Annotated in this window: 17 protein-coding genes; 11 read left to right on the forward strand and 6 right to left on the reverse strand. The window is 64.9% G+C overall.

Annotated elements, in window-relative coordinates; translation table 11 throughout:
• Nucleotides 1-83 precede the first annotated feature (83 nt).
• Nucleotides 84-803, reverse strand: a complete 720-nt coding sequence (locus tag WCB02_RS20875) for a GntR family transcriptional regulator (protein ID WP_423961002.1) — start codon at nt 801-803, stop codon at nt 84-86.
• Nucleotides 804-974: 171 nt separating this feature from the next.
• On the opposite strand from WCB02_RS20875, the gene WCB02_RS20880 reads away from it, so the two are divergent.
• From WCB02_RS20880 to WCB02_RS20895, 4 genes are read left to right on the forward strand one after another with little or no spacing between them, the layout of a single operon-like run.
• The gene (locus tag WCB02_RS20880) at nt 975-1868 is read left to right on the forward strand and encodes a VOC family protein (RefSeq protein WP_423961003.1); all 894 of its coding nucleotides are present in this window, start codon (nt 975-977) and stop codon (nt 1866-1868) included.
• Between the two features lie 25 nt (nt 1869-1893).
• Nucleotides 1894-3465 carry a bifunctional 3-(3-hydroxy-phenyl)propionate/3-hydroxycinnamic acid hydroxylase gene (locus WCB02_RS20885; protein ID WP_423961005.1) on the forward strand — a complete coding sequence of 524 codons (1572 nt, stop codon included), beginning with the start codon at nt 1894-1896 and terminating at the stop codon, nt 3463-3465.
• 26 nt (nt 3466-3491) lie between these two features.
• Nucleotides 3492-4808, forward strand: a complete 1317-nt coding sequence (locus WCB02_RS20890) for an MFS transporter (RefSeq protein ID WP_423961006.1) — start codon at nt 3492-3494, stop codon at nt 4806-4808.
• Nucleotides 4809-4848: 40 nt separating this feature from the next.
• Complete coding sequence (locus WCB02_RS20895; RefSeq protein WP_423961008.1) at nt 4849-5697, forward strand: fumarylacetoacetate hydrolase family protein; 849 nt, start codon at nt 4849-4851, stop codon at nt 5695-5697.
• A 52-nt stretch (nt 5698-5749) separates the two neighbouring features.
• Here the strand turns inward: WCB02_RS20895 and tlpA are convergent, their stop codons facing one another.
• Nucleotides 5750-6427: a thiol:disulfide interchange protein TlpA gene (gene tlpA / locus WCB02_RS20900; RefSeq protein ID WP_423961011.1), complete on the reverse strand. Its 678-nt coding sequence runs from the start codon at nt 6425-6427 to the stop codon at nt 5750-5752.
• Nucleotides 6428-6534: 107 nt separating this feature from the next.
• Here tlpA and argH point away from each other — a divergent pair, with 107 nt between their 5' ends.
• From argH to lysA, 3 genes are all read left to right on the forward strand, one after another.
• Nucleotides 6535-7932, forward strand: a complete 1398-nt coding sequence (gene argH, locus WCB02_RS20905) for an argininosuccinate lyase (RefSeq protein ID WP_423961030.1) — start codon at nt 6535-6537, stop codon at nt 7930-7932.
• 229 nt (nt 7933-8161) lie between these two features.
• The gene (locus tag WCB02_RS20910) at nt 8162-8329 is read left to right on the forward strand and encodes a hypothetical protein (protein WP_423961014.1); all 168 of its coding nucleotides are present in this window, start codon (nt 8162-8164) and stop codon (nt 8327-8329) included.
• A gap of 12 nt (nt 8330-8341) precedes the next feature.
• Nucleotides 8342-9604: a diaminopimelate decarboxylase gene (gene lysA, locus WCB02_RS20915; protein WP_423961015.1), complete on the forward strand. Its 1263-nt coding sequence runs from the start codon at nt 8342-8344 to the stop codon at nt 9602-9604.
• Between the two features lie 199 nt (nt 9605-9803).
• On the opposite strand, the gene WCB02_RS20920 is transcribed toward lysA, so the two are convergent.
• Together WCB02_RS20920 and WCB02_RS20925 are read right to left on the reverse strand one after the other, a co-directional pair.
• Nucleotides 9804-10712 (reverse strand): NAD(P)-dependent oxidoreductase, encoded by a 909-nt coding sequence (locus tag WCB02_RS20920; RefSeq protein ID WP_423961016.1) that lies wholly within the window; start codon nt 10710-10712, stop codon nt 9804-9806.
• Between the two features lie 12 nt (nt 10713-10724).
• On the reverse strand, nt 10725-11105 hold the full coding sequence (locus tag WCB02_RS20925) for a carboxymuconolactone decarboxylase family protein (RefSeq protein WP_423961017.1): 381 nt from the start codon (nt 11103-11105) through the stop codon (nt 10725-10727).
• A gap of 208 nt (nt 11106-11313) precedes the next feature.
• On the opposite strand from WCB02_RS20925, the gene WCB02_RS20930 reads away from it, so the two are divergent.
• Nucleotides 11314-13956: a TIGR02302 family protein gene (locus WCB02_RS20930; RefSeq protein ID WP_423961018.1), complete on the forward strand. Its 2643-nt coding sequence runs from the start codon at nt 11314-11316 to the stop codon at nt 13954-13956.
• 236 nt (nt 13957-14192) lie between these two features.
• On the opposite strand, the gene WCB02_RS20935 is transcribed toward WCB02_RS20930, so the two are convergent.
• Both WCB02_RS20935 and WCB02_RS20940 read right to left on the reverse strand, forming a co-directional pair.
• The gene (locus WCB02_RS20935; protein ID WP_423961020.1) at nt 14193-14570 is read right to left on the reverse strand and encodes a response regulator; all 378 of its coding nucleotides are present in this window, start codon (nt 14568-14570) and stop codon (nt 14193-14195) included.
• Between the two features lie 39 nt (nt 14571-14609).
• Entirely contained in the window at nt 14610-15470 is an 861-nt protein-coding gene (locus WCB02_RS20940; protein WP_423961022.1) for an MJ0042-type zinc finger domain-containing protein, read from the reverse strand.
• Between the two features lie 168 nt (nt 15471-15638).
• Here WCB02_RS20940 and ftsE point away from each other — a divergent pair, with 168 nt between their 5' ends.
• From ftsE to WCB02_RS20955, 3 genes are all read left to right on the forward strand, one after another.
• Nucleotides 15639-16298 carry a cell division ATP-binding protein FtsE gene (gene ftsE, locus WCB02_RS20945; protein WP_423961024.1) on the forward strand — a complete coding sequence of 220 codons (660 nt, stop codon included), beginning with the start codon at nt 15639-15641 and terminating at the stop codon, nt 16296-16298.
• Nucleotides 16291-17259 (forward strand): cell division protein FtsX, encoded by a 969-nt coding sequence (locus WCB02_RS20950; RefSeq protein WP_423961026.1) that lies wholly within the window; start codon nt 16291-16293, stop codon nt 17257-17259. Before ftsE ends, WCB02_RS20950 begins: the two co-directional genes overlap by 8 nt.
• Before the next feature lie 72 nt (nt 17260-17331).
• The gene (locus tag WCB02_RS20955) at nt 17332-18051 is read left to right on the forward strand and encodes a YdcF family protein (protein ID WP_423961028.1); all 720 of its coding nucleotides are present in this window, start codon (nt 17332-17334) and stop codon (nt 18049-18051) included.
• The last annotated feature ends 133 nt before the right edge of the window (nt 18052-18184 follow it).

Raw genomic sequence — 18184 nt, forward strand, 5'->3', positions numbered from 1 at the left:
GCTCGGCGCCGGCCAGCAGACCCTCTCGCTGGCCAATCAGGCCGGCAGCGTCGGCGGCAATCTCAACGTCGCGGCCTGACAATCTACCCGCCCGGCCTGCGCTCCCCGCGCAGTTCCGGGAAAATCCCCTCATCCTGCAGGATCACGTCGGCGATCTTCTGGTAATGGGCGGTCAGCAGTGCCACCGCTTCATCGCCATGGCCGCTCATCACCGCGGTGGCGATTGCGAGATGCTCCGCGCCCACATGACGCGATGGGAACGCCTTGCGAATTGAAAGCCGCCGGTAGCGATAAAGCCGATCGGCGAGCTGTCCGCAGAACGCGACCAGCGACTGCGATTGGCAATTTCCGATCAGCATCCGGTGGAAAATGCGGTGCAGCCGTTCCCATTCGGGATTGTCTTCGAATTCCGTCTGGTTCAGCGAACGCGGCGCCCGGCTCAGGCGGTGTTGGGCCAACAGAAGCTGCTCCTCCCATTGCGCCGTCGACGCCGCCATGGATTCGCGCAACGCCAGGCTCTCCACCCAGCAACGCGTCTTGGTGAGCTCGGCGAGTTCGGCGCGGCTGATGTCCCTGACATAGAAGCCGCGCTGCTCGCGGACGTCGACCAGTCCGTCCGAGACCAGCCGATTGAGCGCCTCGCGCAGTGGCGTCTGTCCAGTCTGGTACATCTCGATCAGGAAACGCATCTGCAGTTTGCGCGAGGGGGCAAGCCGACCCGTCAGCAGATCCTCGCGCAGGCGGTCATAGACATGGCTCGCCTGGGTCGCCGGCACGGCTCCCGCTTGAACTGCCGCTGTCATGTCCAACTGCCTGGCTCCCCGCCGCCGTCCCGTGAACACCTGATTTGAACGCTGCTCGGACCTTGAATTTATACGCCATTCCGATCTTCGAGCATAATTTATAAATTATTCTTGCAGGAAGGGTTCTGTGCAATAAGAATATACGGCCAGGGGCCATGGAGGATCAGCACCTTGACACGGTTTCCCGTCCGCGCCCTGCGCAGCGTCGATCTGGGCACGCCGGACCTTGATCGCTCCGAGCAGTTTTACGTCACGATCTGGGGGCTCCAGGTGGTGGCGCGCCACAATGGCGCGGTCTACCTGCGCGCCGGCGGCTGTGACCACCATGTCGTGGCGCTGCATCGAAGCGAGCGGCCGGAACTGCGCGCCGTGACGTTTCGCGTTGGTTCGGCGGATGATTTCACCGTGCTCGCAAGCAACGTCGTCGCCCAGGGTGGCCAAATTGTCTCGCCACCCCTGGCGAACCCAGCGCCCGACGGCGGCATCATCATGATCGTGCGCGGACCGGAAGGCGGCCTGCTGCGCTTCGTTCATGGTGACGTCGTCCATGCCGCCGCCCTGTCCTGGGTCGATCGGCCGCAGCGGCTCGCCCATGTCAATCTCAACAGCGTCGATGCCGATGCGACGGCTGCGTTCTACGAGAAGGCGCTCGGCTTTCGCCTGACCGACCGAACCCGGATGATGGCCTTTGTCCGTTGCAACAGCGACCACCACGCCGTGGTGATCGCCGATGCAAGCGTCAACGGGCTCAACCATGTCGCGTTTCTGATGCCCGATCTGGAGCAGGTCATGCGCGGATCCGGGCGCATGATCGATGCCGGTTTTCCGATCGCCTGGGGTGTCGGACGCCACGGCCCCGGCGACAATGTGTTCGCCTACTTCATCGACCCGGCCGGCTTCGTTATCGAATACACCGCCGAAGTGCTGCAGGTCGACGACGACTACAAGTTCAGGGGGCCGGAGCAATGGGTCTGGCCGCCTGGTCGAACCGATCAGTGGGGCATCGCGCCGCCAAAGGCGGATCACGTCAAGGCCGCGCAAGTCGCTATCCCCTACGCGGGCTGAAATCAACCGCTGATCGAACAGGTCGATGTCGAGCGCCGTGCAAGCAAACGAATTCCAGGTCGTGGTCGTGGGCTTCGGCCCCACGGGCGCGGTGGCGACCAGCCTGCTCGGTGACCGCGGCATCCGCACGCTGGCGATCGACCGCCAGCGCGCCGTTTACGACAGGCCGCGCGCGATTGCGATCGATCACGAGATCCTGCGGATCTTCGACAATCTCGGCGTCGCCGAGCGCGTGCGTCCCTATATGGCGCCGTTTCCGGCATCCCAGCATTTCGGCGCCAAAGGACAATTGATCCGGCGCATCGACATGGTGGCGGAACCCTATCCGCTCGGTTACACGCCGAGCATGGTGTTCACGCAGCCGCCGGTGGAAGCCGCATTGCGGCAGCACGCGCAGACCTATCCCGACGTCATGGTCGAGCTCGGCAGCGAACTCACCGGTTTCACGCAAACGGCAGACGGCGTGAAGCTGCAGCTGCGAAGCGACAGCGGCGCGATGCGCACCGTCAGCGGCGATTACGTCATCGGCTGCGACGGCGCTTCCAGCATGATACGGCAACAGCTCGGCATCGCGTTCGAAGACCTTGTCTTCGACGAACCGTGGCTGGTGGTGGACCTGCAGGTCGCAGACGCCGCGCTCAAGAAATTGCCAGAGACCGCGGCGCAGTTTTGCGACCCGGCCCGGCCGACGACTTTCATCATCGGCCCGGGCCGGCATCGCCGCTTCGAGATCATGCTGCTGCCGGGCGAGGACCCGCGCGACATGGAAGAGCCGGACCAGGTTTGGCGGCTGCTCGCAAAGTGGCTGACGCCGGCCGACGCCACGCTATGGCGGGCGGCGAGCTACCGCTTTCACGCGCTGGTGGCCGAGCAATGGCGGCGAGGACGGGTGTTGCTGGCGGGCGATGCCGCGCATCAGCAGCCGCCCTTCATCGGCCAGGGCATGTGTCAGGGCATTCGCGATGTCGCCAATCTGGTCTGGAAACTCGACCGGGTGGTGCGCGGCGAGTCCAGCGTGGCGCTGCTCGACAGTTACGACGAGGAACGGCGGGCGCATGTGCACGAGCTCACCACACGCATCAAGGCCATCGGCCATGTCATCTGCGAGCGCGATCCCGTCGCAGCCGAAGCCCGCGATGCCCGCATTCTCGCGGAAGGCGACGGACAGCCCCGCACCATCACCCGGCAGGATATCGTGCCGCCGCTGCGGTGCGGATTGCTGACGGCGGCCGCACATGCCGCAAACGGCACGTTGTTCCCGCAGCCATGGGTGCGGACCAGTGTGGGGCGGCAATTGCTCGATGCCGCCTGCGGCATCGGATGGCGCCTCGTCGTCGATGGCGGCAGCGGCGTTGCCGCCTCCGCTCCTGTCGACTCTCAGGCGCGCGCCCTCGGATTGCGGATGATCCGGATCGGTATCGCGGACAGCGCGGCCGAAGGTACGGTGAGGGAAGAGGACGGCGTCGTGGCGCGCTGGTTCGGCCGCCATGAATGCGCGGCCGCGATCGTGCGTCCGGATCACTATGTGTTCGGCGTCAGCACCGACGCGCAATCAACCGCCGCGCTGCTGTCAGAACTGTTCTCGCGGCTGCAATGAACCGCAATCAAAAAAGGGGAACGCCGATGACGCCATTGCGAGCCGCGACCGTCGAGCCGACTGGAAGGGGCCGCGCCGTTGCCGTGCTCGTCATGCTGTTCCTGTTCCAGACGCTGAATTTTTTTGACAAACTGGTGTTCGGCCTATCAGCGGTGCCGATGATGAAGGAATTGTCGCTGTCGCCGAAACAGTTCGGATGGATCGGCGGCAGCTTTTTCCTGCTGTTCTCGCTCTCCGGCGTGGCAGTCGGGCTGTTCGTGATCGGGCGTTTCCCGACGAAATGGATTCTGCTCATCCTCGCGGCGGTGTGGTCGGCGACACAGATCCCGATCTATTTCACCAGCTCGCTCGCGGTGCTGATTGCCTGCCGGATCATTCTCGGCGCCGGCGAAGGGCCGGGCCTGCCGACCGCGTTTCATGCCTGCTACAACTGGTTCAGCGCCGAGAAGCGCAGCGTGCCGAGCGCGGTGGTGCTGCAGGGCATCAGCGTCGGGCTTCTGGTCGGCGGTCCATTTCTCACCACCATCATCGTCAATCACGGCTGGCGCACCGGTTTTCTGGTCTGCGGCCTGCTGGGTCTTGCCTGGATGGCGGCATGGGCCGTGATCGGCGGCGAAGGGCCGTATGCGGCCACCCATGGCAGACTTGACGCGCCGCAGGCGGGTGCAACCGTGCCGGTGAGGATGCTGTGGGGAGATCCGACGGTGATTGGCGTCATCGTCATGTCGACCATGTCATACTGGATCGTCGGCATGTCGGCGACGTGGCTGCCGCCTTATCTTCAGCTCGGCCTTGGTTACAACCCGACCGAGGTCGGCTGGATCATCTTCGGCATCTATCTGTTCCAGTCGCCTCTACTGCTCGGCGGTTCCTGGATCACGCAGACGATGCAGCGTCGCGGCTGGAGCCTGCGCGCCTGCCTGGGCAATTCCTCAGGCCTGGCGCTGCTCGCCGCGGGCTGCGCGCTGCTGACCACCCTGGTGATCACCGGGCCGCTCCAGCTTGTCTTGATCGCGATCGCCTTCGCCGCGCCGAGCCTGACCACGATCTTTGGTCCGGTTGCGCTCGGCGCGGTGGCGCCGGCCGCGCAGCGCGGGACGTTGATCGTCGTGATCTATTCCGGTAACGCGGCGTCGGCTCTGGTCTCCAACGCGCTCACCGGCTGGATCGTGGGCGAAGCCGGGTCCGAGGTTGGCCTCGGCTACGCACACGCCATGACATTTGCAGCCGGCATTCTCATCGTCGGCGCCGCTGCCGCCTTCGCGCTGATATTTCCGGAGCGCACTTTGGCGCGATTCGCCTCGACCAGGGCAACCGCTCGCGCATCCGTCCCTGCAGTCTAGCCAACCGATCTTGACACCCCTCAAACACCAAGGACGTCCAATGAAGTTCGCAAGTTTCAAAATCGACGGCGCCGCAAGCTGGGGCCTGATCGACGGCGCGGAGGCCGTGGACCTCGGCGCGCTGCTGCGCGATCGGTTTGCCGACCTGAAATCCGCCATCGCCGCCGACGCCCTGGCGGAGGCTGCTGCCTCCGCGGGCAAGGCCGCGCGGCATCCGCTCGCTTCCATCGCCTGGCTGCCGGTGATTCCCAACCCTGACAAAATCCTTTGCATCGGCCTCAACTACGAGACGCATCGCAAGGAAACCGGCCGCACCGAGGTCGAGAATCCCACCGTGTTTGCTCGCTTTGCCAACAGCCAGACCGGGCATCTCGGCAACATCATTCGCCCGAAAGTGTCGCAGGATCTCGATTTCGAGGGCGAACTCGCCCTGATCATCGGCAAGCCGGGCCGCTATATTTCCCGCGCGCAAGCCTGGGACCATATTGCGGGATATGCCTGCTACAATGAAGGCAGCGTCCGCGACTATCAGCGCCATACCCATCAATTCACGCCGGGTAAGAATTTCCCGCAGACCGGGGCGTTCGGCCCCTGGATGGTGACGCCGGATGAAGCCGGCGATCTGGGCCCGTTGCGGCTGCAGACCCGCCTCAACGGTCAGGTCGTTCAGGATGCGACCATCAGCCAGATGATCTTCGGCATCCCGCAACAGATCGAATACTGCTCGTCCTTCACGCGGCTGGAGCCGGGCGATGTGATCGTGACAGGCACGCCGGGCGGCGTAGGCTCCAGACGGACGCCGCCGCTGTGGATGAAGCCCGGGGATGTCGTCGAGGTCGAGATCGACCGGGTCGGCCTGTTGCGCAATGGCATCGCCGACGAGAGCTGACCCGCCGAGGCCGCTGGCGCCGGGGCGGCCGAAGCGGGGCGACCGTGGCTGGTCAGCCCGGAGGCGTCATCGCCGCGGTGACCAGCTTGACCGCGTCGTCGCTGTCCCATTCGGCTGGGCCCGCGATGGTCGCGATTTCACAGCCCTGGCCGTCGACGAGCACCGAAGTCGGCATTCCCAGCGCCCGGCCTATCGCCTTAAGATCCTGGAAAACCTTGGCATTCGGGTCATTGAAATAGCCGAGCCGGGTCAGCTTGGCATTTCTCAAGAAGGCCTTTGGCTTGTCCGGATCCCGGGTGTCGATATTGATCGCGACGACCTCGAATTTCGGCCCCTCGAGCCTGCTCTGCAGGCCCTCGAGCGCCGGCATCTCCTTACGGCAGGGCACGCACCAGGTGGCCCACAGGTTCACCAGCACCGTCTTGCCGCGCCAGTCCGACAGCTTGCGCGGCTTGCCGTCGGCATCGTCGAAGGCAAGGTCGGGCAGCCGCAGCGGTGTCGCGGCCATGGTCAGCGCCGCCACCTCGCCATGGGCCAGCGGCGCGATCCTGTGTGCGGTATCCACTGCCGCGCGGCACGCGGGATCCCCGCCAGGGCCTTTCAGCCCGCGCATGCCGTAGATTCCGGCAAATCCGATCGCTCCGCCGATCAGGACCGCCGCGACCACCAGCGGAATCCGGCGCATGGCACTGGGGACAGGCGAGGGGGATTCGGGCATATCGTTTGTCATCTTGGTTCTGATACGGCTATGCAAGGGCCTATATGATGGAAGGCGGCCCGGCAAACGCCGCGAGGCTTGTCGCGCGCGGATGTGATGACGTCGTGAGCAAGGGGATCATGAGCAACAAGATGTGGGGCGGCCGGTTTTCCGAGCGCCCTGATGCCATCATGGAGGAAATCAACGTTTCGATCGACGTCGACCGTCACCTCTATGCCCAGGACATCGCCGCGTCCAAGGCGCATGCGGCGATGCTCGCCGCGCAAGGCATCATCACCGCAAACGATGCGAAGAGCATCGGCAAGGGTCTCGACGCGATCTTGTCGGAGATCTCCAAGGGTGGCTTCGAGTTCAAGCGCGCGCTCGAGGACATTCACATGAACGTCGAGGGCCGGCTTTCCGAACTGATCGGGCCTGCCGCGGGACGGCTGCATACCGCGCGCTCCCGCAACGATCAGGTGGCGACCGATTTCAGGCTTTATGTCCGCGATGTCATCGACGAGACAGACGCGGCGCTGGCCGCGTTCCAAAGCGCGCTGGTGCAGCGGGCGACGGAGCACGCGGCGACCGTGATGCCGGGATTTACCCATCTGCAGACCGCGCAGCCCGTGACCTTCGGTCATCATCTGCTGGCCTATGTCGAGATGGCCGCGCGCGACCGCGGCCGCTTTGCCGATGCGCGCAAGCGACTCAATGAATCCCCGCTCGGCGCGGCAGCGCTTGCCGGCACATCGTTTCCGATCGATCGCGATGCGACGGCGCAGGCGCTCGGCTTCGACCGGCCGATGGCCAATTCGCTGGACGCGGTCTCCGACCGCGATTTCGTGCTGGAGACTCTGTCGGCGGCCGCGATCACGGCGGTGCATCTGTCGCGCTTTGCAGAGGAACTGGTGGTGTGGACCTCACCGCTGGTGGGACTGGTGCGGCTGTCGGACAAGTTCACCACCGGCTCTTCCATCATGCCGCAGAAGCGCAATCCGGATGCCGCCGAACTGGTGCGCGCCAAGACCGGGCGAATCATCGGCGCCCTGACCGCGCTTTTGATCGTGATGAAGGGACTGCCGCTCGCCTATCAGAAGGACATGCAGGAGGACAAGCAGGGCGCGATGGAGGCCTTTGCCGCGCTGTCGCTGGCGATCCGGGCCATGACCGGCATGGTGATGGATCTCGTCCCCGACGAGGCGCGGATGAAACAGGCGGCTGGCGATGGCTACGCCACCGCCACCGATCTCGCCGACTGGCTGGTTCGCACGCTGAAAATGCCTTTCCGCGACGCCCACCATGTCACCGGGCGGATCGTTGCCCGGGCCTCGAAGGAGGGGCTCGCGCTGCATGAATTGCCGCTCGCGGCGATGCGGGAGATCGAGCCGAAGATCACGGCCGAGGCGCTGGACGTGCTTTCCGTCGAGGCCTCGGTGAAAAGCCGGACCAGTTTTGGCGGCACCGCGCCGAAGAACGTGGCGTCGCAGGCGAAAGCCTGGGCGAGGCGTTTGGAAAAACAGCGAAAATCGGGCTGAGGATCGAATTTCGCTGCAATTGCGTGGTTTTCCAGCACTCGCCTTGGCAAGGCAATCTTTGTATGGTGCGGCCCGAATTGGGGATGGTGTCGTGAATCGTGAATTGAGCCCGACGCGTTCGGGATGGGCCGTCATTGTGCTCACTGCTGCGGCGTTGACGCTGGCCGCTTGCGGTCGCTAAGGCGGGCTCGACCTGCCGCCGACCGCCTCCGGCGCGCCGACGGCGTCCGTGGCGCCGGCTTCGACCGACGCCGCAACGGATGCGGCAAGCAAGCCGACCCTGTTCAACTCGAGCTACGGAACCGACGGGCCGCCAGCCGCTGCCAAGGGAACCAAGCAGCCGTTCATCCTCGATCCGCTGCTGGGCGATGACCATCCCAGTTCGAGCACCCGGTGATCATGAATTATCATGAACCATTTTGACTATCGCAACGGCGTGCTGCACGCCGAGGCGGTCAATCTTGTGGACCTCGCGGCAGCCGTCGGCACGCCTTTTTACTGCTATTCGACGGCGACGCTGGAGCGGCATTACCGCGTCTTCACTGCAGCCTTCGCCGGCGAGAAGGTGCTGGTTTGCTACGCCATGAAGGCCAATTCCAACCAGTCGGTGCTGCGTACGCTGGCAAAGCTCGGAGCCGGCGCCGATGTGGTCTCGGGCGGCGAATTGAAGCGTGCGCTCGCAGCCGGCATTCCACCACACAAGATCCTGTTCTCCGGCGTCGGCAAGACCGAATCCGAACTGCGCGCCGCGCTCGCGGCCGATATTCTCTGCATCAACGTCGAGTCCGAGCCGGAACTCGACTTGCTGTCGCGCCTGGCCTTCGAGGCCGGCCAGACCGCGCGCATCTCGGTGCGGGTCAATCCCGACGTCGATGCCGGTACGCATGCCAAGATTTCGACCGGCAAGTCCGAGAACAAGTTCGGCATCCCGCTGGCCCGGGCGCGCGACGTCTACGCCCATGCGGCGAACCTGCCAGGCGTCGCGGTGACCGGCGTCGACATGCACATCGGCAGCCAGATCACCGACCTGGCGCGCATGGAGACGGCGTTCCGGATGTTGGCGGAGTTGGTGCAGACGCTGCGCGCCGACGGTCACGATATCTCGCATGTCGATTTCGGCGGCGGCCTCGGCATTCCCTATTACATGGATCGCGAGGCGCCGCCGGCGCCCGACGCCTATGCCGCGATGGTCAAACGCGTCGCGCATAATCTCGGCTGCACGCTGATGTTCGAGCCGGGCCGGCTGATCGTCGGCAACGCCGGCATCCTCGTCAGCCGCGTGATCTACGTGAAGCACGGCGAAGCCAGGAACTTCGTCATCATCGACGCAGCGATGAACGATCTGATCCGGCCGACGCTCTATGAGGCGCATCACGACATCCTGCCGGTGGTCGAGGCGCCGGGCGCGCGCGGCATGACGGCCGATGTGGTCGGCCCGGTCTGCGAGAGCGGCGACTATCTCGCGCTCGACCGCACGCTGGCCGAGCCCAAGCCAGGCGATCTGCTGGCGATCATGACCGCCGGCGCCTATGGCGCCGTGCAGTCAGGGACCTACAACACCCGCGCGCTGGTGCCGGAGGTGCTGGTGAAGGACGATCAATACGCCGTGGTGCGCCCGCGCGTCGAGGTCGAGGAATTGATCGCGATGGACAGGATGGCGCCATGGTTGTGACAGGCTGAACGGCGTCGTTCCCGCGCGTCAGCAACCCATGTCATCGAAGTTGATTGTCGCGCCGGGCGGCGGCTGCGGCGTTCGAGTGCACAAGCGCCTGGGGCTACAGGTCCGGATCGCGTTCGCTGCCGGACAGCGCAAGAGCGCTGCCGGGAGCTCATTTGTCCGGGACGACGCGGTTTGGGGGTTTTATCGGCCCTCATGTCACGGCCTGCGCGCCCTTGGCGCTGCCGACCACGACGCCGGCCGCCTTCTCGATCGGCTGGACCGCGGAGGTGAAGTCGGAGTCCGGACCCATCTCGCGGATCACGACCTCCCACAGCCGTCCGACCGCCTCGGCGACTTCCATGTTGAGCCCGAGCGATCGCATCTCCTCCAGCGCCAGCCTTACGTCCTTCACCATCAGCCCGGTGGCAAAACCGAAGTCGAAGCTGCGCGGCAGGACCGAGCGTGGAAACTTGTCGCGGCTTGCGGTGTTCAGCCCGGAGCCGGAATTGATCACGTCGATCATGACGTTCGGATCAAGCCCGGATTTGACGCCCATCACCACGGCCTCCGAGGTCGCGACCATTGCGGTCGCCGACAACAGGTTATTGGCGAGCTTCATGGTCTGCGCCGAGCCGGGCTTTTCACCGATGAAGAATACCTTGCCGATGACCGCGAGCGCGGGCTTGACCGCCTCGAACTCGGCTTTCGGTCCCGACACCATCACCGCAAGCGTGCCCTTCTCGGCGCCGCCGACGCCGCCCGAGACCGGACTGTCGAGCTGCACGATGTCGTGCTTGGCCAGCAAACCATGGATCCGCGCCGCCATATGCGAGCCGACGGTCGACAGATCAATGAAGCGCCTGACCTTGCCGCCTTCGATCACGCCGTCCTTGCCGGTTGCGACCTCGAGCGAAGCCTGCAGCGATGGCAGGCTCGCCATCACGGTCTCGGCGCGGTCAGCGACGTCCCTGGGCGAAGATGCACCCTCGGCGCCGAGCGCGGCCAGTCTGTCCATCGCTTCCCTCTGGTTATCGAACACCACGAGCGGGTTGCCGGCCTCGATCAGGCGGCGGGCCATGGGAAAGCCCATCTTCCCGAGGCCGATGAATCCAATATTCATGATGCGCTCGCCTTAGCCCTTGTCGATTTCGGCGAACACTTCGCGGGCGATGCGGAAGCTGTCGACGGCCGCCGGCATGCCGCCATAGATCGCGACCTGCATCAGGATCTCGCGAATCTCGTCACGCGTGACGCCGTTGGTCAAGGCGCCTTTCAGATGCGCGCGCAACTCATGTGGCCGGTTGAGGATCGAGATCATCGCGATATTGAGCATGCTGCGGGTCTTGCGCGGCAATTCCTCGCGGCCCCAGACCGAGCCCCAGCAATATTCGTTGAGCAGGTCCTGGAACGGCTTGTTGAAGCTGTCGACGTTCTTGAGGGCGTTGCTGACATAGGCCTCGCCGAGTACCGCCTTGCGGATTTCCAGCCCCTTGTCGTGCATCTTCTGGTCCATGACGCCTCCTTCTCCGGGTCTTGTTCGCCGGCTCTTGCTCAGATTCGAGATATTGCGGCAGATCTTTGCGGCCGAAACCTAGGAGGTTGAGCGGGCGTAGTCACGCTTTCGTGCTATGCGTATTTCCGGTGTGGGATACCGTCTTGCACCGGATGCCTAACTGCCGCCGTTGTGTTAGGCTGCGATACCGGGCAACCTGGAGAGATTGTTGAGCGGCACGAACCCCGACCCGTCGGACCCAACGCGCGATCAATCAGGACGTGATCCATCGGCGCGCGATCAGGACGCCTTGGCGCGTCTCAAGCTGGCGCAGGCTCTGCAACGCGCGCAATATGCCATAGCCTGGGAGCGCGCCTGGCCGCATCTCGCCCGACTTCTGACCGTCGTCGGACTGTTTCTGACGCTGTCATGGGTCGGGTTGTGGCTGACGCTGCCGTTTTTGGCACGCGCCGCGGGTCTTGGCCTGTTTGCGCTGCTGCTGATCGCAGCGATCTGGCCGCTGGTCTGGTTCCGCTGGCCGAGCCGTGAGCAGGGCCTGAGCCGCCTCGATCGTGGTTCCGGCATCCGCCACCGGCCGGCGACCGAACTCACGGACACCCTGAAGACTGAGGACCCTGTCGCACTCGCGCTCTGGCGGGCGCAGCGTGAGCGGACGCTGGCCTCGATCAGGCGCATCCGCGCCGGGCTGCCTTCGCCTCGGCTCGCCATCCACGATCCCTGGGCTCTGCGTGGCCTGGTCCTGGTCATGCTGGTCGCGGCCTATTTCGCCGCCGGCGACGAGCGAAGCATGCGGGTTGCCGCGGCCTTCGACTGGAACGGCGTGCTGTCGCCGGTCACTGTCCGGGTCGATGCCTGGGTGACCCCGCCGCTCTATACCGGCAAGCCGCCGATCATCCTGTCGGCTGCCAACAAGGAAGCCGCGCTTGCCGAGAACGGGCCGTTGCCGGTGCCGGTGGGCAGCGCCCTGGTCGTGCGCTCCAGCGGTGGAACGCTTGACGTGGTCGCGGCCGGCGGCGTTACCGAAGCTGCAGCCAGCCAACGGGCACCGCAAGGCACCAATGAAAAGGACTTCACGATCGCAGGTGACGGCACCGTGCATGTGCGGGCGCCGTCCGGCCAGCCGCAATGGAAATTCACGGCAACGCCTGACCGCGCGCCGACAATCGCGTTGGCCAAGGATCCGGAACGGCAGGCCCGCGGCTCGCTGCAAATGTCCTACAAGATCGAGGACGATTACGGCGTCACCGCAGCACAGGCGCATTTTGCCGCCCGCCAGCCCAATGGATCCAAGGCCAATGGATCCAAGGATGCCTCGAAGGATGCTTCCAACGTGGCGCGGCCGCTGTTTGCGCCGCCTCAATTCCCGTTGGTGCTGCCGAACGCGCGGACCCGCAACGGCATCGGCCAGACTGTCAAGGATCTCAGTGAAGATCCCTATGCCGGCGCTGACGTCACGCTGACGCTGAGCGCGAAGGACGAGGCTGGCAACGAGGGCAAGAGCGAACCCTTCGACATGCGGCTGCCGGAGCGGCTGTTCACCAAACCTCTGGCACGCGCGCTGATCGAGCAGCGCCGCATCCTGGCGCTCGACGCCAACCAGAGCGCGGAGGTCTCCGACGCGCTGGATGCGCTGATGATCGCGCCGGAACTGTTCATGTCGGAGGAGGCCGGCCACTATCTCGGTCTCTACAACGTCGCCCATGAGCTGCAAGCCGCCCACACCGACGATGCGTTGCGCGGCGTGGTCGCGAGCCTCTGGGCGCTCGCGGTGTCGATCGAGGACGGCGACATCACCGACGTCGACAAGGCGTTGCGCGCGGCGCAGGACGCCCTGAAGCAGGCGCTGGAGCGCGGCGCCAGCGACGAGGAAATCAAGAAGCTCACGCAGGATCTGCGTGCGGCGCTGGATAATTTCATGCGCCAGCTCGCCGAGCAGTCGCGCAACAATCCGCAGCAACTGGCCCGCCCGCTCGATCCCAACACGCGAATGCTGCGTGAGCAGGACCTCAACAACATGATCGATCGCATGGAGCGGCTGTCGCGCTCGGGCGACAAGGACGCCGCCAAGCAGTTGCTCGATCAACTCGCGGAAATGCTCGAAAACCTGCAGATGGCGCAGCCCGGCCAGTCGCAGGATGGCGACATGGAACAGGCGCTCAATGAGCTCGGCGATATGATTCGCAAGCAGCAGCAATTGCGCGACAAGACCTACAAGCAGGGCCAGGATTCCCGGAACGATCGGATGCGCGGCAAGCAGGGCGGCGATCAAAGCATGGGCGACCTGCAGCAGGATCAGCAGGGCCTGCGCGACCGCCTCAAGAAGCTGCAGGAGGAGCTTGCCAAGCGCGGCCTCGGACAACAGGGCCAGCCTGGCCAGAAGGGGCAGAGCGGCCAGCAGGGAGACCAGGCTGAGCAAGGCGATCAGAGCGGCGATCAGGGGGACGGCGAGGATGGCCTGGGTGCGGCCGACAGCGCGATGGGCGATGCCACCGGCAAACTGGGTGAGGGGAACGCCGATGCCGCGGTGGATTCGCAAGGCAAGGCGCTGGACGCCTTGCGCAAGGGAGCCCAGAGCCTCGCGGACGCGATGCAGCAGGGCGATGGCGACGGGCAGGGCGATGGTCGGGGAGATCATCTCGGCCGCCGGCAGGCCGGCCCGAACGGCACCGATCCCCTCGGGCGGCCGCTGCATGGGCGCGAATATGGCGACGACCTGCAGAAGATGATTCCGGGTGAAATCGACGTGCAGCGGGTCCGACGCATCCTGGAAGAACTCCGCCGCCGCCTCGCCGATCCGAGCCGGCCGCAGATCGAGCTCGATTACATCGAGCGGCTGTTGAAGGATTACTGAGCATTTCGGGCTCGGGCCGACCGTTTCCCTGAAGCGACAAATGTCATGCGCTGGCTTGAGCAGCGCATCGCGCCGCTTCGCTGGAATCCTTCGGGCTCGAAGCCTTCAAGAAAGGTGGGATTGGCGGGCTTTCGCCGCGCCGCCGGGGCTTCGGCCAGGCGCGCGGGTCATCGGCGCTGGAGGCCACGCCATCCTTCGGGCGTCTACGCCAGGCAACGACAAATCAGGCGACCGCACTAAACGATGCGCCGCGCGGCCAGCGCGTCGGCGACGGCGGTGCGGATGTCGGCCACCGAGAACGGCTTCGTGATCACGTCATGCGCGATGGCGCTGAGGTTGGAGGCGCGTTCGCGCTGATCGGCATAACCCGTCATCAACAGGATGGTCAGGCCGGGGAAGTCCCGCGCGGCGCTGAGCGCCAGCGCGATTCCGTCCATGATCGGCATCTGGATGTCGGTGAGCAGCAGGTCGAAAGCACCCTCTTCGCGGGTCAGGATGTCCAGCGCCTCGGCGCCATCCTGCGCGGTCACGGTGTCATGGCCGTCCATGGCAATCGCGCGCGCCACCAGCGTGCGCATGGAGACTTCATCGTCGGCGATCAGAACGCGCGGCATCGGGCCGAAATCTTTCACAAGCTTCGAGAGCTGTCGATATCATACATTGCCACCGGCGATATCGCGCCGGTTGAAGAAGCGGATATCGATGCTGCGCCCCTCGGTCGGAGGAGAGGCCAGGCGCGACTTGAACACGGCGCGTTCGCCCGGCTCCAACACGGTCTGTTCCAGCACGGTGTTCCAGGCATAGATTTCGGCGCCCTGGGCGTCGCGGACGCTAAAGCGCAGCCGCGGCAAATCGACCACGTTGCGGGTTTCTCCGACAATGACGCCTTCGATGACCAGCACGGGCTTTCCTTCCACCGTCTCGGACGTGACCTTGACGTCCCTGAACGACAGGCCGCGCAGGTTCACCCCCAGGCCAGCCATCTTGTAGAAGCTCGCGGTCTGCGGCATCAGCCGTACCACGTCGACGCGCCAGACGATCAGGGCCAGAACCAGCGCGCCCATCGCGGCGCAGCCGGTGCGGAGATTGACAAACGACCCGCCCCCGGTGAGGCTGCGCCCGGCCCGCTTCGAGCGCTTGGAGAACCAGCCCGCGCGTCGCGGCACATCTTCGCTATCCGGCGCGTCGTTTTGAGCCAAAGCGGCCCAATCGGACTCGGCTTCGCTGGACGAACCATCGCCCTGCCAATCGGCCGCGATCGATGGGCTCTCGACCGTGGGGGGATATGGAGCCTCTTCCTCGGCTGGCAAGCCCCAGCCGTCGGTATCATCTTGCCCGCCGGGTTGGGCTGTGGTCGCCATGGCAGCTGCGACGGGGGCGATTTCGACCGCATCTTCCGGCCGCGCCAGCCAGATTTCCTTGCAGCGGGAGCACCGCACGTTGCGGCCGGCCGCTCCCAGGGTCGCCATATCGATGGCATAAGAAGTTGTACAATGGGGGCAAACGATGTGCACGGAGCCGCTCTCTATCATGACGCTGCTATTCGGAATCAAGACCCGCAGATGGTACAAGGCGACCGTTAACGAATCGGAAACCATAACCGACGGAAAACGGGCTGGCTGTGAGCCGCGCGCCTTTGGTGTCAGGTTTCCGGCGCGTCCCCTGCTCGAACGGAGCTGAGCTTGGTTCGGTTCGAAAATGTCGGATTGCGGTACGGCCTGGGGCCGGAGATTCTGCGCGACCTCAATTTCCTGGTTCCCGCGCATTCCTTTCAGTTCCTCACCGGGCCGTCGGGTGCCGGCAAGACGTCGCTGCTCCGACTCTTGTTCTTGTCGATCCGACCGACGCGCGGCCTGGTCACGCTGTTCGGCAACGACGTCTCGCTGCTCGGCAAGGACGAGGTCGCGGACCTGCGCAAACGGATCGGCATCGTGCTGCAGGATTTTCGGCTGCTCGATCACATGACCACCTACGAAAACGTGGCGCTGCCGTTTCGCGTCATCGGCCGCGAAGAATCCACCTATCGCAAGGAGGTCATCGATCTGCTCAAATGGGTGGGACTGGGCGAGCGGATGGATGCGCTGCCGCCGATCCTGTCCGGCGGAGAAAAGCAGCGCGCGGCGATCGCGCGGGCGGTGATCTCGCGGCCGCAATTGTTGCTGGCGGACGAGCCCACCGGCAATGTCGATCCGACGCTCGGGCGGCGATTGCTGCGACTGTTCATCGAACTGAACAAGTCCGGCACCGCGGTCATCATCGCAACGCACGACATCACGTTGATGGATCAATACGACGCGCGACGGCTGGTTTTGCATCAGGGACGCTTGCACATCTATGAGTAGGGTAGACGGACACAGTCCGATGGTCGATCTGGCGCAAGATCACCCGCAGCTTCCGGCGCGGGCGCGCAACCTGTCGCCGATCGTTCCGCGCGCCTCGATTTCCGGGCGCGCGCTGGTCGCCGTCGTCGCGATCATGACATTCCTGGCTTCGATCACCACCGGCGCGGTGTTGCTGATCGGCGCGTCGGCGGCGGAATGGCAGTCGGATGTCGCGAGCGAAATCACCGTCCAGGTGCGTCCGGAGACCGGCCGCGATATCGAGCGCGACACCGCCGCGGTCGCAGATGCGATGAAGACGCAGGCCGGCATCATCGACGTCAGGCCGTTTTCCAAGGACGAAGCCGCCCAGTTGCTGGAGCCTTGGCTCGGCAGCGGGCTTTCGCTCGATGATTTGCCGGTGCCGCGTGTGATCGTGGCGCGCGTTCAGCCCGGGACTACGCTCGATCTGGCAGAACTGCGCAGCCGGGTGGTCCAGGTGACGCCGACCGCGAGCGTCGATGATCATCGCGCCTGGATCGACCGAATGCGCTCGATGTCGAACGCGACCGTGTTCGGAGGCGTCGGCATCCTGGCTCTGGTGATCGTCGCGACGGTCATCTCGGTTTCGTTCGCGACGCGGGGCGCGATGGCCGCGAATCGCCCGATCGTCGAAGTGCTGCATTTCGTCGGTGCCGCGGATGGCTGGATCGCCGACCGCTTTTTCCGGCATTTTCTTCTGCTCGGTCTCGAGGGCGGCGTGATCGGCGGCGGGGTGGCCATGCTGTTTTTCGGCTTTTCGGAATCTGTTGCCGGCTGGTTCTCCGGCACCCCGATCGGCGACCAGTTCGGCGCACTGCTGGGGACCTTCTCTCTGCGGCCTTCCGGCTATCTGGTGCTGACGGCGCAGGCCGTGATGATCGCGGCGATCACGGCCTGGGCCTCGCGTCGCACGCTGTTCGCGACGCTTGACGAGATCGAGTGATGGCTGCGGACGGGACTCCATTTGGCCCGAAACCTCTTCAAGTTCGCGCGGGGAGCGGATCGTAACCATCGCATGACCACGCAGTCCGACGATAGATCGCCAAATGCGCCGTCGCATGCCTCGGGTGGCCGCCTGCGCGCGACGTTTGTCGGCGTCGCGGCGGTGACGTGTGTCGCGATCGCCGCCGGCTTTCTCGCCTTTGTGTCGCATTTGCCCGGCGCTGAAACAAAGCCCGACCGCCACGCCGACGGCATCGTGGTCTTGACCGGCGGGTCGTCGCGGGTGTCCGACGCGATGGAACTGCTCGCCGCCGGCTACGGCAAGCGCCTGTTGATTTCGGGCGTGCATCCGACCAGCGCGGCGGCCGATATTTCCCGTTCGCTGCAGGAGAGCCAGGCGCTGTTCAATTGCTGCGTCGATCTCGACCACTCCGCGGTCAACACCCGCAGCAACGCGGCCGAGACGCGGCGCTGGGTGCATGAGCGCGGCTTCACATCGCTGATCGTGGTGACGTCGAACTATCACATGCCGCGGGCGATCGTGGAATTGTCGCATGCGTTGCCGGATATCTCGCTCATCCCATTCGCCGTGGTCGGCGACAAATGGCGCGATGAACCGTGGTGGCTGAGCGGCGGGGCGCTGCGGCTGTTGTTGTCGGAATATGTCAAATATCTCGCCGCGGTGGCGCGGGTCCGTCTGGCCCATCTCGGCATCGATCTGACATTCGATATCCCGGAGCCGCCGGCTAGCTCGCCGTCGCCGCGCCGGCCGGCGACGGCGCAGGTCAATTGAATTCAAGCCAATTGAATTCAAGCCAATTGGATCAAGACGATCGAATCGAGACAACTACTCCGCCCACTGAATCAGGGACTTCGATGGCCGTCATTTTTCTTCGCTCGCTCGTCTTCAATATCCTGTTCTATGT

The sequence above is a fragment of the Bradyrhizobium sp. genome (genome assembly GCF_049581145.1).
In the GTDB taxonomy this organism is placed as follows: Bacteria; Pseudomonadota; Alphaproteobacteria; order Rhizobiales; family Xanthobacteraceae; genus Bradyrhizobium.